13 protein-coding genes are annotated in these 16216 nt (G+C 71.1%); 4 read left to right on the top strand and 9 right to left on the bottom strand.

What is annotated here, in order from left to right; translation table 11 throughout:
- Positions 1 to 35: 35 nt before the first annotated feature.
- Both ACMXN5_RS04775 and ACMXN5_RS04770 read right to left on the bottom strand, forming a co-directional pair.
- On the bottom strand, positions 36 to 542 hold the full coding sequence (locus ACMXN5_RS04775) for a DUF2269 family protein (protein WP_439674144.1): 507 nt from the start codon (positions 540 to 542) through the stop codon (positions 36 to 38).
- Positions 543 to 645: 103 nt separating this feature from the next.
- Entirely contained in the window at positions 646 to 2829 is a 2184-nt protein-coding gene (locus tag ACMXN5_RS04770) for a DEAD/DEAH box helicase (RefSeq protein ID WP_439674143.1), read from the bottom strand.
- 176 nt (positions 2830 to 3005) lie between these two features.
- On the opposite strand from ACMXN5_RS04770, the gene ACMXN5_RS04765 reads away from it, so the two are divergent.
- The 4 genes from ACMXN5_RS04765 (at position 3006) to ACMXN5_RS04750 (ending at position 7359) form a co-directional block, all read left to right on the top strand.
- The gene (locus ACMXN5_RS04765; protein ID WP_439674142.1) at positions 3006 to 4727 is read left to right on the top strand and encodes a glycoside hydrolase family 13 protein; all 1722 of its coding nucleotides are present in this window, start codon (positions 3006 to 3008) and stop codon (positions 4725 to 4727) included.
- Between the two features lie 43 nt (positions 4728 to 4770).
- Positions 4771 to 5937, top strand: a complete 1167-nt coding sequence (locus ACMXN5_RS04760; RefSeq protein WP_439674141.1) for a N(5)-(carboxyethyl)ornithine synthase — start codon at positions 4771 to 4773, stop codon at positions 5935 to 5937.
- Between the two features lie 60 nt (positions 5938 to 5997).
- Entirely contained in the window at positions 5998 to 6354 is a 357-nt protein-coding gene (locus ACMXN5_RS04755; protein ID WP_439674140.1) for a hypothetical protein, read from the top strand.
- 96 nt (positions 6355 to 6450) lie between these two features.
- Positions 6451 to 7359: a Gfo/Idh/MocA family protein gene (locus ACMXN5_RS04750; protein WP_439674139.1), complete on the top strand. Its 909-nt coding sequence runs from the start codon at positions 6451 to 6453 to the stop codon at positions 7357 to 7359.
- Positions 7360 to 7372: 13 nt separating this feature from the next.
- Here ACMXN5_RS04750 and ACMXN5_RS04745 read toward each other — a convergent pair whose 3' ends face one another.
- From ACMXN5_RS04745 to ACMXN5_RS04715, 7 genes are all read right to left on the bottom strand, one after another.
- Positions 7373 to 8572: an MFS transporter gene (locus ACMXN5_RS04745; protein ID WP_439674138.1), complete on the bottom strand. Its 1200-nt coding sequence runs from the start codon at positions 8570 to 8572 to the stop codon at positions 7373 to 7375.
- Positions 8573 to 8860: 288 nt separating this feature from the next.
- Positions 8861 to 9895, bottom strand: a complete 1035-nt coding sequence (locus ACMXN5_RS04740; protein WP_439674137.1) for an N-acetylglucosamine kinase — start codon at positions 9893 to 9895, stop codon at positions 8861 to 8863.
- Positions 9883 to 11169 (bottom strand): 6-phospho-beta-glucosidase, encoded by a 1287-nt coding sequence (locus tag ACMXN5_RS04735; protein WP_439674136.1) that lies wholly within the window; start codon positions 11167 to 11169, stop codon positions 9883 to 9885. The genes ACMXN5_RS04740 and ACMXN5_RS04735 overlap by 13 nt, the downstream gene beginning before the upstream one ends.
- Positions 11166 to 12071 (bottom strand): carbohydrate ABC transporter permease, encoded by a 906-nt coding sequence (locus tag ACMXN5_RS04730; protein ID WP_379997922.1) that lies wholly within the window; start codon positions 12069 to 12071, stop codon positions 11166 to 11168. Before ACMXN5_RS04730 ends, ACMXN5_RS04735 begins: the two co-directional genes overlap by 4 nt.
- A gap of 114 nt (positions 12072 to 12185) precedes the next feature.
- The gene (locus ACMXN5_RS04725) at positions 12186 to 13151 is read right to left on the bottom strand and encodes a carbohydrate ABC transporter permease (RefSeq protein WP_379997920.1); all 966 of its coding nucleotides are present in this window, start codon (positions 13149 to 13151) and stop codon (positions 12186 to 12188) included.
- Between the two features lie 4 nt (positions 13152 to 13155).
- Positions 13156 to 14445, bottom strand: a complete 1290-nt coding sequence (locus ACMXN5_RS04720; protein ID WP_395787045.1) for an ABC transporter substrate-binding protein — start codon at positions 14443 to 14445, stop codon at positions 13156 to 13158.
- A 334-nt stretch (positions 14446 to 14779) separates the two neighbouring features.
- Positions 14780 to 15991: an ROK family transcriptional regulator gene (locus ACMXN5_RS04715; RefSeq protein ID WP_126635900.1), complete on the bottom strand. Its 1212-nt coding sequence runs from the start codon at positions 15989 to 15991 to the stop codon at positions 14780 to 14782.
- Positions 15992 to 16216: the final 225 nt, after the last annotated feature.

Below are 16216 nucleotides of genomic sequence, written 5' to 3'. Positions count from 1 at the left end.
AACGGCGATCTTTGCACCTGCCGAGCGGCGGCGGATCAGGCGCCGGTGGAGGACCCCGGCCGGGCGATCATCAAGACGGTCACGGTGGCCCAGAGCAGGTTGAACACACCCGTGAGCATGCCCAGGCGCACCGTGGCGCGGTGGAAGGGGGACATCGGATCGGGGGCCACGGCCGTGGCGGTGCCGGCCCCGCCGTCCGCCGTCCCGATGTCGGCCAGCAGCGCGCTCTGTCGGGGCAGCACCGCCAACCCGAGAACCGCGGCGGCGATCGCGGTCAACGCCATCGACACGATCAGCCACGCGTCGCCCACCACGTCCATCTGCAGGGCGACCCCCAACCCGAAGACCGGTACCACCACGCCGACGACCGCATAGACCCGACAGGTCCGATGCAGCGCGCGCACCACCGCCGGGGCCTGCTCGTCCTCCGGGTGGGCCCGCGCCTTCCGGGCGGCGGGCGGGAACATACTCGCGGCAACGGTCACCGGTCCGACCGCCAAAATCGCGGCAAGCACATGTACGGCAAGCAAAAACTTGGTCACCAGCCGAGGCTAAAACTCGCCCATGATCGGCACGAGTGGCAACAGTGCCACCCACCAACGGATTATCGCCAGGGGCTGCCGCGCCGCAGGCGGGGGTGCGGCCTCAGCCCGTCGCGCCCCACCTGCGCTGCTCGTCCTCGACGATCCGCCGTACCGTCGTCTCGTCCGACACGTCGACCGCGTCCGGACTGGCCTCCGCCAGGTCGCTGCGCCGCGCGTACGCGTCGAACAGCGCGGACTTCTCGGCCAGGATGTCGAGCATGCGCTGATCGACACTGTCCGGGGACAACAGGCGATGCACCTGGACCGCCCGGACCTGGCCCATCCGATTGACCCGCGCCTCGGCCTGCTGCTCCGTCGTGGGCTTGACCTGCGGTTCGCAGATCACCACGACCGAGGCCGCCTGCAGGTTCAGCCCGACTCCGCCGGCCTGGATCTGTGCGAGCAGCACCGCGTGGCCGGACACCGCGGAGAACTCGTCGACCATCTTCTGCCGGTGTGCCGCGGCCACCGCGCCGGTGATCGGTCCGAAGCAGCGTGGACCGTCGAGGGCGGCGCCCACCGTGGCCAGCACGTCCCGGAAGAAGGAGAACACCACCACCTTCAGGTCGATCTCGGCGGCTTCCGCGACCAGTTCGCGCAGCCGCTCCAGCTTGGCCGAGTCGTCGGCGCAGACGTACGCGGCCCGGCGCATCCGCATGAAGTTCCCGGCGGCCACCGCGTCGCGGTAGGCGTTTCGATCGGCGGCGCTGAACTCCTCCCACTCCTCGACACGCAACAGTTCGGGGAGTTCGGTGAGTACGTCCTCCTGGTTGCGCCGCAGGTACGCGGGCGCCACGGCCATGCGGAACGCGCGGGATCCCGCGAGCGCGTCCCGCCCATGGATCCCGGGGACCAGGTCGGGTTGCAACCGCTGGACGAGGGAACGGAATTCGGCGACCCGGTTCTCCATCGGGGTGCCGGTCAGGAACAGGACGTGCCCGGCGTGCTCGGTCCAGCCGGCCAGCGCCCGGGAGCGTCCGGTGTCGGGATTCTTCACATAGTGCGCCTCGTCCACCACGAGCATCCCCACGGCCGCTTCGGCGATGGGCGCGGGGAGCGTCTTGAGTCCGTCGAAGGTGGTGATCGCGACACCGCCGGACTCCTGCCAGTGACCGAACGCCTCCACCCGGGTCCGGCCGTGCACGACTATGGGACGGAGCCGGCTGTGCTTGCGCACCTCGCGTTCCCAGTTGATCAGCACGCTGCTCGGGCACACCACCAGGAAACGGTGGTGACCGCCGGCTGCGAGGTGGGCGAGTGCCGCGATCGCCTGGACGGTCTTGCCGAGCCCCATCTCGTCACCGAGGATCGACCGATGCTGCCTGAGCGCGAACCGAGCCCCGAAGGACTGGTATCCGCGCAGTGAGGCGAGCAGAAGGGACTCGTCCAGCGGTTGGGCGTTGACCCGTTCGGCGATCTCCGCGGGGATGAATCCCTCGGCCGCGTCCCGGTCCGGTACCCGGCCGGCGATCGTGTCGAGCAGGGCGTAGTAGTCCGCCGGGCGCTGCTCGAAGTCGCACCACGCCTCGAAGTCCGAACCGGGGACGCGCAACAGGTCGGTCGAGGCCTGGGCGAACAGCAGCGGCAGTTCGCGCTCGGCCGCGTCCGAGACCAGCGTGTGCAGTTCGGCGAGGGCCGCGGCGACCCGTTCCCGCTTGTCGGTTCGGGCGAACCACATTCGCAGCCGACTGCGGCCCGGGCCGGCGGCGGCGCGCGGGGCGACCAGGCGCCCGGTGAGGTCTTCGGCGATCGCCGCCGTCCTGCGGGCCTCCGGGCCGGCCGCGACCAGGGTGTACAGCGCCCGGACCAGCGCGGTGGTCTGCTCCGTGGGCCGGTCCGGGTCGATGCGGACCGTGACGGTGTCCTCGACCGCGCGGGCGATGCGCCGTGCGGCGCCGACGGCCTGGGCGGCGGTCTGCTCGCCGACGCCCGGCACCTGGCGCAGTCGGTACGGTGGCGCGTCGTACACGGCGCCGACCGTCGCAAATCCGGCCGCCTCCAGGGCGCCGAGGCGCAGTCGGCCGTCGGTGGCCTCGCGGAGCTGGTCGATCGGGATGCGGGCCAGCGCGGCGGCCACCAACTCGGCGCGAAGCGGGGACAACGCCGAGCGCACCGCGTCGAGCGCCCCGGCCTGGTCGGCGGTGACGGTTCGGGCGGCGGTGTACAACGCCTCCGCCGCGGCCAGCACTTCCCGCGCGCGTCTGCCGCCGGCCGGTGCGCCGGCTGCCGGTTCGGCCGATCCCATCGAGTGCTCCGCCCCATCGTGCTCGCCGCGACGGGGCATCCTCCCATGCCGCGCTCGAAATCCGGGGTTCGCGGACGTGGGGGCGGCCGGCGGGTGACAGTGGAGGGGCCGGGGTGCTTCGGGTGCTCCGGGTGCTCTGGGTGCTTCGTGTGCTTCGGGAGAGGGGTTGGTGGGTCGTGGCGAGCGGTGAAGGGGAGCGGGTGGAGGCGCCCTGGTGGAAGTCGGCGGTGGTCTATCAGATCTATCCGCGGAGTTTCGCGGACTCCGACGGGGACGGGATCGGGGATCTGGGCGGGATCCTGGCTCGGCTCGATCATCTGGTCGGGCTCGGGGTGGACGTCTTGTGGTTGTCGCCGGTGTATCCCTCGCCGCAGGACGACAACGGGTACGACATCAGCGACTACCAGGGCATCGAGCCGATGTTCGGTACGTTGGCCGACTTCGACCGGCTGACGGCGGCGGTACACGAGCGTGGGATGCGGCTGGTGATGGACCTCGTGGTCAACCACACCTCGGATGAGCACGCGTGGTTCCGGGAATCGCGCGAGGGGCCGAACAGCGCCAAACGGGAGTGGTATTGGTGGCGCTCGGGGCGGCCGGAGCGCGGGGTCGTGGGGGAGGAGGCGGCGGCGCCGAACAACTGGGGGTCGTTCTTCTCCGGGTCGGCGTGGCAGTACGACGACACGAGCGGGGAGTACTACCTCCATCTGTTCTCGCCGAAGCAGGCCGACCTGAACTGGGAGAACCCGGAGGTTCGCCAGGCGATCTACGCGATGATGCGCTGGTGGCTCGACCGCGGGGTGGACGGGTTCCGGATGGACGTGATCAACCTGATCTCGAAGCATCCGGACCTGCCGGACGGCGAGTTGACGGGCGACGGGCTGTACGGCGACGGGTCGCCGTACTACGTGTGCGGGCCCCGGGTGCACGAATACCTCGCGGAGATGCACCGTGAGGTATTCGCCGATCGGCCGGAACGGGTGCTCACCGTGGGCGAGATGCCGGGGGTGACGCTGGAGCACGCGCGGCTGTTCACCGACCCGGCGCGCCGCGAGGTGGACATGGTCTTCCAGTTCGAGCATGTGGGGCTGGACTTCGGGCGGCACAAGTTCGACGTGCGACCGCTGCGGCTGACCGCGCTCAAGGAGTCGTTGGGCCGCTGGCAGACGGGCCTGGCCGAGGTGGGCTGGAACAGCCTGTACTGGAACAACCACGACCAGCCCCGGGTGGTGTCCAGGTTCGGCGACGACGGGCCGCGATACCGGGTGCGTTCGGCGACGATGCTGGCCACCGTGCTGCACCTGCACCGGGGCACGCCCTACATCTACCAGGGCGAGGAACTGGGCATGACCAACGCGCCGTTCGCCTCAATCGAGGACGTGCGGGACATCGAGGCGCTGGGCCATTACCGGCAGGCGATCCGGGCCGGCGAGGACCCGGAGCGGGTGTTGGACGGACTGCGGGCGCGGGGGCGGGACAACGCGCGTACGCCGATGCAGTGGGACACGTCCGAACACGCCGGATTCACCACGGGCACACCGTGGTTGCCGGTCAACCCGAACCACACCACGATCAACGCGGCGGCGGCGCGGGCCGACCCGGAGTCGGTGTACCACCACTACCGGCGACTGATCGCCCTGCGGCACAGTGAACCGGCCGTCGTACACGGCGACTTCACGATGCTGTTGGCGGACGACGAGCTGCTGTACGCGTTCACCCGGTGCTACCGCGACACCACACTGCTGACGCTGGCCAACTTCACCGGCGAGCCGGTCGAGCTCCCGGCGGCGCTCGCGGCCGAGTGGGCAACGGCCCCGCTCGTCCTCGGCAACGTGGGCACGTCGATCGACCCGACGACGCTGCAACCGTGGGAGGCCCGCGTACAGCGAAAGGGGTAGTCGGGCGTGTGGGGGGATACTGGGGGTCTACCTAAGGAATCTCATGATTCGCAGGACCCGCATGACCCTCGGCATTCTCGGCTCCTCACTCAAGGAGAACGAGCACCGATTGCCGGTCCACCCGCTGCACGTCGAGCGGATCGCGCCGGACGTCCGCGAACACCTGTTCCTGGAGGAGGGCTACGGCGAGCGTTTCGGCGTAGCCGACGCGGAACTCGTGCGGCACGTGGCCGGCCTGCTTCCACGTAAACGCCTGCTCGCGGAGAGTGACGTGGTGCTGCTGCCGAAACCGACCCACGAGGACGTGGCCGCGATGCGCGACGGCCAGGTGCTGTGGGGCTGGCCGCACTGTGTGCAGGATCCGATCATGACCCAGCTGGGCATCGATCGTAGGCTGACGATGATCGCGTGGGAGGAGATGAATCACTGGACCGCGACCGGCGCGTTCAGTGTCCACGTGTTCCACAAGAACAACGAACTCGCGGGCTACTGCTCGGTGTTGCACGCTCTCGCGCTCGGCGGCGCGACCGGCAGCTACGGCCGCCGGATGCGTGCGGCGGTGCTCAGCTTCGGCGCGACGGCGCGGGGCGCGGTGATAGCTCTGGAGGCGATGGGCATCTCGGACGTCACGGTGTTGACGGCGCGTGACGCGGTCGCGGTGGCGTCGCCGATGCCCTCGGTCGTGATGAGCCACTTCCGTTTCGGCGAGGACGACCCGTCGCGTCTGGAGGCGCTCACCGAGGACGGGCCGGTGCCGTTGGGCAGCCACCTCGCCGGCTACGACATCGTGGTGAACTGCATTCGGCAGGACACCGACGCGCCGTTGACGTTCGTACTGAACGAGGATCTGCCGGAGTATCGGCCCGGTTCGTTCTTCATCGACGTCTCCTGCGACGACGGCATGGGCTTCGAATGGGCCCACCCGACCACCTTCGACGCACCCGCCTTCACGGTCGGGGACAACTGCCACTACTACGCGGTCGACCACAGCCCGTCCTACCTGTGGGACTCCGCCACGTGGGAGATCAGCGAGGCCCTCATCCCCTACCTCGGCACGGTCATGGCCGGCCCGACCGCCTGGGACGCGGACGCGACCATCACCAACGCGATCGAAATGCGCGACGGCGTGATCCGAAACCCGAAGATCCTGACCTTCCAAAACCGCGCGACCGACTACCCACACGCACGGGCGGCGGGCGCGGGCGTCTAGGACGGGTGGACTGTGCGGATTCGGGTGGTGGAGCGGGACGCGGGGGAGCCTCGGCGGGTCGTGTTCGGGTCGGATGTCGGTGGTGGGGTCGGCTACTGGAATGTCGGGCCGGGCTTTCCGGATCAGGTGCCGATGGTGGGCGAGTGGTACGACGTCGAGGTCGACCCGGCGGACGAGGTGCTCGCGTGGACCCGGGTGCCGGCGGGTGTCGTGACGGGACTCGCGCCGGCACCCGGGGGCGGGGTGGTCGTGTCCGGGGTGCTGGAGCGGGTCGAGCCGGGGGCTTCGTTGGTGGTGATGCGGCTCGGGCTCGGGCTGATGTCGATCGATGTGGCGTGCGGGGGCGAGGAGTCGGCCGTGGGGGATGTGATCCGGTTCGAGATGTCGTGGATCGAGGTGTGGCCGTATCTGCTGTGAGGGGTGAGTGCGGCGACGGGGTCCGAGCCGGCTTCGGCGGGGGCGGGTCGTAGGGTCGGTTCGCCTTGGTCGTTGCCTGGAAGGGATGTTCGGATCGTGCGTCTTGCGTTTGCCGGGTTCGCCCACAGTCATCCCTTCACCGATGCCGGGGTGGCTCGGGACCTCGGGGTGGGCGGGATCGATGGGTGGGACGGTGGTGAACCCGGGCGATTCGCGGCGTTTCGGGAGCTGTATGCGTGTGAGCCGGCCGCCTCGCTTGCCGAATTGATCGCCCGCCGGCCGGATGCGGTGGTGGTGACGGTGCGGCCGGCTCTGATCGCGGCGACCGCGGCACGGGTGTTGCGGGCCGGGCTGCCCTGCTTCGTGAACAAGCCGGCGGCTGCGTCGGTGAGTGCGTTGGCCGAGTTGGATCGGGCCGTGGCGGGGCACGAGGAGCGTTTCCTGACCTCGTCCGTGCTGCGCTTCGCGCCCGCCGTGGTGGACCTGGCCGAGCGCCTGGTGGGGCAACGGGTGCTCGGGGCAAGGGCGTTGGTGCGGCACGACATCGCGGGCTTCCTGACGCCGGAGCGGGCCTGGCAGGACGATCCGGCCGAGGGCGGCGGCACGCTGGTCTCGCTCGGCCTGCACGGCGCCGAACTCCTCGACGCGGTGGCCGGTCCGGGTGCGCGGGCGGTGGCGGCGACCCGGTCGGTGCTGGTGCATCCGGCCACCCGCTCCGAGGACACCGGCACGATCCTGGTCGGCTGGCCGGACGGGCGGCCGGGCACGATCGAGGTGTCCGGGGCGGGCGGCGAGGAGGTGTACGAGGTGGCGGTGCAGACCGAGGACGGGGTGCACGCCACCCGCCTCGGCGGCGCCCCCGACTGGCAGGAGGCGCTGGGCTACCGCGCCACGATGCGTACGATCCTGGCCATGGCGGGCGGCGCGGCGTCGCCGTTGCCGTGGGCGCGGAGCAGGGCGGTCCTGGAGTGCGCCGTCGACGCGGCGGCGATGGCGCGGGGTTGACCTGGCCGCCGCGTCACGGGCGGGTGGTGGTGGCCAGGCGGAGGATGGGCAGCGAGGCCAGGAGCAGGATCGGCAGGAGCAGGAACGCGGTGCGGACCGGCATCAGGTCGGTGGCCACGCCGAGCAGGAAAGGCGCACCCCCGGCGGCCAGGGTGGTGGCCCCGGCGAGCCGGGAGACGGCCAGGTCGGTGCGGCCGCCCGCCGCGCGGATCGCCGTCGCGGTGGCGAGGGGGAACTGTACGGACAGGCCCAGGCCGGACACGAACAGGCCGGTATAGCCGAGCCACGGCACCGAGGCCGTCCAGAACACCACGAAGCCGACCAGGTTGACCGCGACGGCCCCGCCGTAGAGCCGATCCAGCGGCACCCGCAACACCAGCCGCCCGCCCGCCAGTCGGCCCAGGCACAGGCCGGCGACCACGGCGGTCATCGCGGTGGCGGCGGCGCTCTCCGACATCCCGGTGCGGTCGCGCAACAGCGTGGAGGCCCACAACGACAACGAGAACTCCACCGCCACCGAGCACACCGTCAACAACCAGGCCCACCAGTAGGCGGGCGGCAGGCCACGGGCCGGCGGCCGTTCGTCCTCGGTCGCCGCCTCCGGACGGTCCGGTGCCGGTCGGGCCGGCGGGTGCGGATCCGGGATCGGGGTTCGGCCGTACACCAGGGCCAGGACGGCGAAGAGCACGGGGACCACGACCATGGCCCAGCGCCAGCCGGGGCCGGAGGAGTCCATCACGCCGATCAGCAGCGGGGCGGCCGTACCCACGCCGGCGGCCAGGCCGTTGGCCTCGCTGAGCGCGCTCGGCCCGGCGATCGGGCCGTGGTGATCGGCCAGCGCCGTACCGGCCACGTTCACCACCAGGAACGCACCGAACCCGCACAGCAGCGCCGCGCTCAACGACACGGCCGGGGTACCCGCCGCGCAGTACGCGAGCACCCCCAGACACAGCACCACGCACCCGGTCCACAACGTGCGCCCACGCCCGAAGCGGCGCATCGGCCGGTCGCCGAGCAGCGCGATCAACACGCCCGCCGCCGCATAGGCCGTACTGTGCAGCGCGGCCACCGCGTTGCTCACGCCCAGCTCGTCGCCGAGCAGCGTGACGGAGGGGCCGAAGCAGTACAGGAAGTAGCCGAACGCGGCCATGTGCAGGTACAGCGACCAGGTCGCCCGGTCGCGGACCAGCCCCGGCGCGGAGCCGTCGATCACGCGAGATCGCCCACAGTCGTCCCCATCCGCATCGTGTGGGCCCCGTCGCGGATGAACCCGCCCCGCCCGGATCGTATGCGATCCACATGAACACCCGATGCCCAAACGACCACAGAACCCGGACCCGGACCGCACGGTCGCCTCCCCGCGCTCCGAAGCCGGCCGGCGCGACGCCCGCCCGACGCCCCGGCCACCCCCGTACGGCCCGACCCGGACCGTCCACCCCCGTCCCCCGCCCCGTCCTCCCCCGGTCCCGTCCCAAGTCCCCCACCGACACCGACCGCCCGCTCAGCCCACCCCCGCCGACCACTCCTCACGCAGGCGCCGCTCCGCCGCCCCGCCCTCGTCCACCGGCGCCCGCCCCTCGCCGCGCAGGCGATCGAGCCCGAGCAGGGCCGCGCCCACCACCGGGGGGTCCGACGCGACCTTCAGGACCGCCCTCGGCGCGACCTCCAGCACCCGCCGCGCCACCGCCGCCATCAGCAGCGGCGGTTCCGCGGCCAGCACGCCGCCGCCGAGGACCACATCGGCCGCCTCGCCCAGCAGGTCCAGCCGACCCAGCGCCGTCACCGCCAGTACCGCGATCTCGGCCGCCTGCCGCTCGACCACCTCGCCCGCCACCGGATCGCCCGCCTCGGCCACCCGGAACAACAACGGAACCAGTTCGTGCAGCCGCTCGGCCGGCAACTCACCGAGATGCACCGCCTCGGCCACCGCGGTCGCCGACGGCAGACCGAAGTGGTCGGACGTGGCCGCGGCCAGCGCCGTCGCCGGCCCCCGACCGTCCTCGGCCCGCACCGACGACCACATCACCTCCTCCATCAGACCGATCCCGCCGCCCCAGTCGCCGGTCATCCGCCCGAGCGCCGGGAAGCGCGCGGTACGCCCGTCCGGCAGCAGCCCCACGCAGTTGATCCCCGCGCCGCACACCACCGCGACCCCGCGAGGCGCGTCCGTGCCCGAACGCAGCACCGCGAACGTGTCGTTCCCGACGGTGACCGTGCGGCTCCACCCCCGATCCTCGAACTCCTTGCGCAGCCGCAACTCCTCCACCGGCAGATCGATGTTGGCCAGATAGGCCGCGACATGCTCCACCGGCCCGACCCCCGCCGCCGCCCGCAGTACCTCCTCGACCAGCTCGGCGACTGCCTCCGCCGCCGCGTCGTGGCCGAGCACGTACGGCTTGTAGCCCGGCCCACGCGCCCGACCCCAGACCCGACCGTCCGCGTCGACCACCGCGACATCGGTCTTCGAATTGCCCGCGTCGATCGCGAGCACGGCCGGGGCCGGCCCGGGCGAGGCGCCCCCGGTCACCGCGCCCACGGAAGGTGCTCCTTGCCCGCGGCAAGGAGCCGGTCGGTGAGCGACTCGGCGATGTCGTACTGCCCGACCAGCGGGTGCGCCAACAACGCGGTGAACACCCGGTCCCGCCCGCCGCGCAGCGCCGCGTCCAGGGCCAACTCCTCGTACGCCGCGACATGCGCGATCAGCCCGGCCTGCAACGGCCCGACCGGCGCCACCGGCAGCGGCGTCGCCCCGTTCGCGTCGACCCGGGACTGCACCTCGATCACCGCGTCGTCCGGCAGGAACGGCAGGATGCCGTTGTTGCGCACGTCGGCGACCTGGATCCGGGACGCCTCGTCGCTGCCCTTGCCCATCAGCGCGGCGACCAGCGCCACCGCCGCCTCCGAGTAGTACGCCCCGCCCCGGCGCTCCAACAACTCCGGCTTGGTGTCCAGGGTCGGATCCTTGTACAGCTCGAGCAGTTCGCGCTCGATCGCGGCCACCTCCTCGGCCCGCGAACCGGTGTGCCGCTGCGCGGACACCACCGCGTCGTGCGCGTAGAAGTAGCGCAGGTAGTAGGAGGGGACCGTGTTCTGCCGGTACATCAGATCCACCGGCAACTCGATGTCCGCCGCGATCGTCGCCCCGTGCTCGGCCAGCAGGCGCGGCAGCAGGTCCGGCCCGGGCGCGCCCAGGTCGTCCAGCACATGGATGCCCCGCTCCCAGGTCAGGTGGTTGAGCCCGACGTGGTCCAGGCGCAGCCGATCCGGCGCGACGTCCAACAACGCCGCGAAACGCCGCTGGAAGGTGATCGCGACGTTGCACAACCCCACCGCACGATGGCCCGCGTCGAGCAGCGCCCGGGTGACGATGCCCACCGGGTTGGTGAAGTCCACGATCCACGCGTCCGGCGCGACCCGGCGGACCCGCTCGGCCGCGTCCAGCACCACCGGCACCGTGCGCAGCGCCTTGGCCAGGCCGCCCGCCCCCGTGGTCTCCTGCCCCACGCAGCCGCAGTCCAGCGGCCACGCCTCGTCCTGCGCCCGGGCCTGCTGACCACCCACCCGGAGCTGGAAGAGCACCGCGTCGGCGCCCTCCGCTCCCGCGTCCAGGTCGTCGGTCAGCACCACCCGGGCCGGGTGTCCGTAGCGGGCCAGGATTCGGCGGACCACCGCGCCGACCGACTCCAGGCGTTCCACCACCGGGTCCACGAGCACGAGTTCGTCGACCGGCAGGGTCTCGCGCAACCGGCCGAGGCCGTCCGCGAGTTCGGGAGTGTAGGTGGACCCACCGCCCACCACCGCAAGCTTCAACCCTTTACTCCCGTCAATGTCACGCCCTCGATGAACGCCTTCTGGGCGAAGAAGAACACGAGGATCACCGGCGCCATCACCAAGAGGGTGGCGGCCATCATGAGATTCCAATTGACCTGATGCGCGCCCTTGAACGACTCCAGGCCGTACGACAACGTCCACGCGCCCGGATTCTCCGAGGCGTACACCTGTGGACCGAAGTAGTCGTTCCAGCAGTAGAAGAACTGGAACAGCGCCACCGCCGCGATCGCCGGCCGGATCATCGGCAGCACGATCGAGATCAGGATGCGCAGCTCGCCGCACCCGTCCACCCGGGCCGCGTCCAGGTATTCGGACGGGATGGTGAGCAGGAACTGGCGGAGCAGGAAGATGGTGAACGCGTCGCCGAAGGCCATCGGGATGATCAGCGGCCACAACGTCCCGGTCAGGTGCATCTGCTTGGCCCAGAAGATGTACATCGGGATGACGATCACCTGGGGCGGCAACATCATCGACGAGATCACCAGCATCAGCGCCACGCCGCGGAAGCGGAACCGGAACTTGGCCAGCGCGTAGGCCACCGGCAGGCTGGAGACCACGGTGAACAGGGTGCCGAGCCCGGCGTACATCAGCGTGTTGCGCCACCACGTGCCGAAGCCGGGGGTCTTCATCACCTCGGTGTAGTTGCCCCACTCCCACGACGTGGGCCACAGATGGCTGGTCAGCGCCTGTTTGTCGGACATCACCGAGGTCAGGAACAGGAACACGAACGGAAGGATGAAGAACAGCACGGCGGTAACGGCGAGCGTGTGCACGCCGATCCAGCTCAGTACACGCTTGCGCCGATGCGGCTGCGCCGGCGTCCGGGCGGGCGCGGGCGGCGGCACGACGCCGGCCGCCTCGGCCGTGACGGTCTGGGCCATGTAACCGATCCCTTCTGGGCACGGTGGATCGTCGAACTCGGGTTTTCGGCAGGGTGGTTCGTGGCAGGGCGTGGCGGTCGCGGGCACCTACGGCGGCGCCGCCCGCCGCCGCGCTCAGTCGTCGTCCAACAACCCCGACCGCCGCCGAAGCAGCACGAACGTGAACGCCATCGCGATGGCGAACAGGATCAGCGAGATCACGCACGCCGCACCGGTGTTGAAGGTGGAGAACCCTTCCTGGTACACGAGTTGCGGCAGCGTCAGGGTGGTGCCCTGCGGATAGCCCGGCTCGAACGGCTGACCGGAGTTGCCGATGATGCCGCTGGCGACCTTCCCGGCGACCATCGCCTGCGTGTAGTACTGCATCGTCTGGATCACCCCGGTGACCACCGCGAACAGCACCACCGGCGTGATCGCCGGCCACGTGACGTAGCGGAACTTCTGCCACGGCCCGACGCCGTCCAACTCGGCCGCCTCGTACTGCTCGCGCGGCACGTCCAGCAGCGACGCGGTGAAGATCACCAGCAGGTCGCCGATGCCCCACAGGGCGAGCAGGGTGAGCGCGGGCTTGGACCAGTCCGGGTCGGTGAACCAGCCCGGCTGCGGCAGTCCGGCGTCGCCGAGCAGGTTGTTCACCGGCCCGGTACCGGGGTTGAGCAGGAACGCGAAGCCGATCGTGGCGGCCACCGGCGGTGCCAGATACGGCAGATAGGACAGCGTACGGAACAGCCCGGATCCGCGCTTGAGCCGGATCGCCAGCATGCCCAGAGCGAGCCCGAAGATCACCCGCAGGGTGACCATCACCACGACCAGCCACAACGTGTTGCGCAACGCCTGCCACAGCGCCGGGTAGTCGTTGAAGACGTAGTTCCAGTTGCGGGTGCCCACCCACACGGGCGGGTTGATCAGGTCGTAGCGCGTGAACGAGTAGTACACGGTCGCGCCGAGCGGATACGCGAAGAAGACCGAGAAGCCGATCAGCCACGGGGACAGGAACGCGAGCGTGCGCAGGTTCCGCCGGCGGCGCTGCCTGCGCAGCGCCGCCGGGACCTTCGCCGCCGCGGGGGCGGTCGTGGTCATCGGATCACTGGACCTGGGCCACGTCGGTGTCGATCTGCTTGTCCAGATCGGCCAGACCCTTGCTCGGGTCGCCACCCCCGCCGGCCTCCCACTTGTACGCGAACTCCTGGAAGGTCACCTGGTACTTGCCGCCGTTGGGGCTGGCGGGCGTGGTGTTGCTCGCGGGGTGCTTGAACGCGTCGATGAACGGCTTGAAGTGCTCGTCGTTCGCCAGCGGCGAAGCGGCCAGCGCGGCGTTGGTGGTCGGCACGTTGTGGATCGCCCCGGCGAGCTGGTTCAGCGCGTCGGTGTCGGTCGTCACGAACTTGACGAACTCCCAGGCTGCGCGCTGGTGATGGCTGGACTTGGCGATGCCGATGGTGGTGCCGGTCAGGTAGCTGCGGCCGTACTTGTCCAGCTGGTCGTCCGGGACCGGGAACGGCGCGGTGCCGTAGTTCAGGTTCGGCGCGTCCTTCGCGATCATCGCGGTGCGCCACTCGCCGTCCATGGTCATCGCGAGCTTGCCGCTCATGAAGGGGTTCTCCGCGGAGAACTCCTCACCGAAGGTGGTGCGGAACTTCTCCAGCTTGTCGAACCCGCCCTGACTCTCCACGAATTGCCGCTGCCAGTTGAGGAACTGCGGGACGCCCGGGTCCTTGGACAGGGCCGACTTGCCGTCGGGCGTCTGGTAGGTCGGACCGTACTGGGCGAGCACGTGCGCCGGGGTGAACTCGTAGGCGTGGAAGGTGGGCAGGAAGCCCGCGACCTTGAAGGTGCCGTCGCCGTTGAGCTGGTTGAGCTTCTTGGCGGTCGCGATGAGTTCGCTCATCGTCTTCGGCGGCCCCGCGATGCCCGCCGCGGCGAACATGTCCTTGTTGTAGTAGAGCCCGTAGGAGTCCGCGAGCAGGGGCAGCGCGCACCGCTTGCCCTGGAACTGGGTGTAGTCCATCACCGCCTTCGGGAAGGTGGTGGCGGGGTCGATGTTGGACTGGGCCAGCCACGGCGCGAGGTCGAGCCACGAGCCCGACGAACAGAACTGGCCGACGTTGTCCGTGGTGAACGAGGACACCACGTCCGGGCCCTTGCCCGAGCGGATGCCCTGGGTGATCTTGTCGTCCGTCACGTTGGAGACGATCTTGACCGTGATGTTCGGGTGCGACGCGTTGAACTTGGCGACCAGGTCCTTGACCGCCTTGGTCTCGCTTTCGGCGCTCCAGCCGTGCCAGAAGGTGATGGTGACCTTCTTGTCGGGCGCCTCCGAGGCGCCGGTGCCGGACCCCGAGCCGCCGTCGTCGCCGGCGCACGCGGAGGCCATCAGGGCGAGCGTGGCGGCGCACGCGAGGGTCGTGAGGGAACGACGGAGCCGTGGGAGTCTGTGCACTGGGTCCTCCTCCGGAGATGGCGGCGGCGCGGCCGGGACGAGCGGCGCCGTGGTCCTGGCGGTGGTACGGGTGCTGCCGGTGGCGCTGGGTGTGCCTGGACGGGGGTGTGCCCGGGCGAGGTGGGCCCGGGGCGGGGTACGCCCGGGTGCCGACGGGTCGCGGCGGTGGACGGCGTCGGGTGGTGCGCGTACGGGGATGGGCGTACGAAGACGGGCGTGCGTGTACGAGGTGGGTGTACCGGGCGGGCCTACGGGCGTGCGTGGTGCGTCAGGTCGTGGTGAAGACGACGTCGCGGGCGACGTCGAGCGCCGCGTGCACGGCGCCGGTGAGCACGGGGTTGGCGGGCACGTCGCCGAGCACGACGCGTGGGCGCGGGATCGCGAGGCGGTGCAACTCGTCCACCACACGCGAGCGCAACGCTTCGCCACCGGCCATCGGGATGGCCCCCGACAACACGACGAGTCCCGGATCCAGGACCGAGACGATCACCGCGATCCCCACCGCCAGCCGGTTCGCCAGCTCGTCGAGGAAGGCGCCGCCGCGCGGTTCGGTCGCCCGCACCGCCCGGGCGACGGCCTGCGGCGCGGTACGACTGCCCACCCCGTAGGCGCGGGCCAGGGACAACACCGCGGGCGCGCCCGCGAGTTGCTGGAAGCCGCCGGTGTTGCGCCGGCTGACGTCGTGCGGCAGCGGCGCGCCGGGCATCGGCATGTAGCCGACCTCGCCCGCGCCGCCGGTCGAGCCTCGGTGCAGTCGGCCGCCGATCACGATCGCGCAGCCGATTCCCTCGTCGACCCACAGCAGCACGAAGTCCCCCGCGTCGCGGGCCGATCCGTCCCGCTGCTCGGCGAGCGCGGCGAGGTTGACGTCGTTCTCCACGTCCACCGTCAGGCCCAGGGCCTCGCGGATCTGGTCCAGCACCCCGGGGGAGTGCCAGCCCGCGAGGTGGCGTCCGTAGCGGAACTGCTCGGTGGTCGGGTCGAACGCGCCCGGGATGCCGATCACCATGTGCGCGAGATCGGCGAGGTCGAGTCCGGCCGGCTTGGCGGCGGCCCGGACCGCCTCCCTGATCCGGCCCGGCGTATCGGCCGACTCCCGGCGCGGGGTGGCCAGTTCGTGCTCGCCCACCACGCGCCCGGTCAGATCGGCGATGGCCACCCGGATCCGGGCGGGCGTGACGTCCAGGCCCGCGACGTGCCCCGCCGCCGGGTTGATCTCGTACAGCTGGGCGCCGGGCCCCCGGCCGCCCTCGGTGGTACCGACCCCGACGACCAGGCCCGCCGCCTCCAGGCGGGAGAGCAGCTGGGAGGCGGTCGGCTTCGACAAACCGGTCATCGAGCCGATCTGACCCCGGGACAGCCGCCCGTGCCGCAAGAGGAGTTCGAGCGCGGCCCGGTCGTTGATGGCCCGCAAAAGGCTCGGCCGCCCGGCCTGCTCCCGCCCGGACGCTGCCGCGCCGCGCTCGGTGCTCCCGGCCATGAGCGGTCTCCCTTTCGCCACTGTTAGGAAACCTTCCTAAGAGTTGTAGAGGAAATTAGGCCCGCTCTCTCGGCACTGTCAAGGGTGTCCGGCAAGGTCGTTCGCTCTGCCCGACAAGGGAGTCCGTCCGCCGGAGCCGGCGCGGGGCTCGACGTGCGGCTGCCCGGCGGGCCCATCTGCGGGCCTGCCGGGCAGCACGATCGAAGAAACAGGACTGTGGGTGGA

The organism is Embleya australiensis, assembly GCF_051903075.1.
GTDB lineage: Bacteria > Actinomycetota > Actinomycetes > Streptomycetales > Streptomycetaceae > Embleya.
Note: the sequence above shows the minus strand (reverse complement) of the source record. Positions and strands in the feature narration are given on the sequence as shown.

Excerpts from the sequence above, each read along its gene's own strand:
- ACMXN5_RS04760 (WP_439674141.1), top strand. The coding sequence starts at position 4,771 with ATGATTCGCAGGACCCGCATGACCCTCGGCATTCTCGGCTCCTCACTC.
- ACMXN5_RS04730 (WP_379997922.1), bottom strand. The coding sequence starts at position 12,071 with ATGGCCCAGACCGTCACGGCCGAGGCGGCCGGCGTCGTGCCGCCGCCC.
- ACMXN5_RS04770 (WP_439674143.1), bottom strand. The coding sequence starts at position 2,829 with ATGGGATCGGCCGAACCGGCAGCCGGCGCACCGGCCGGCGGCAGACGC.
- ACMXN5_RS04720 (WP_395787045.1), bottom strand. The coding sequence starts at position 14,445 with ATGGCCTCCGCGTGCGCCGGCGACGACGGCGGCTCGGGGTCCGGCACC.
- ACMXN5_RS04715 (WP_126635900.1), bottom strand. The coding sequence starts at position 15,991 with ATGGCCGGGAGCACCGAGCGCGGCGCGGCAGCGTCCGGGCGGGAGCAG.
- ACMXN5_RS04725 (WP_379997920.1), bottom strand. The coding sequence starts at position 13,151 with ATGACCACGACCGCCCCCGCGGCGGCGAAGGTCCCGGCGGCGCTGCGC.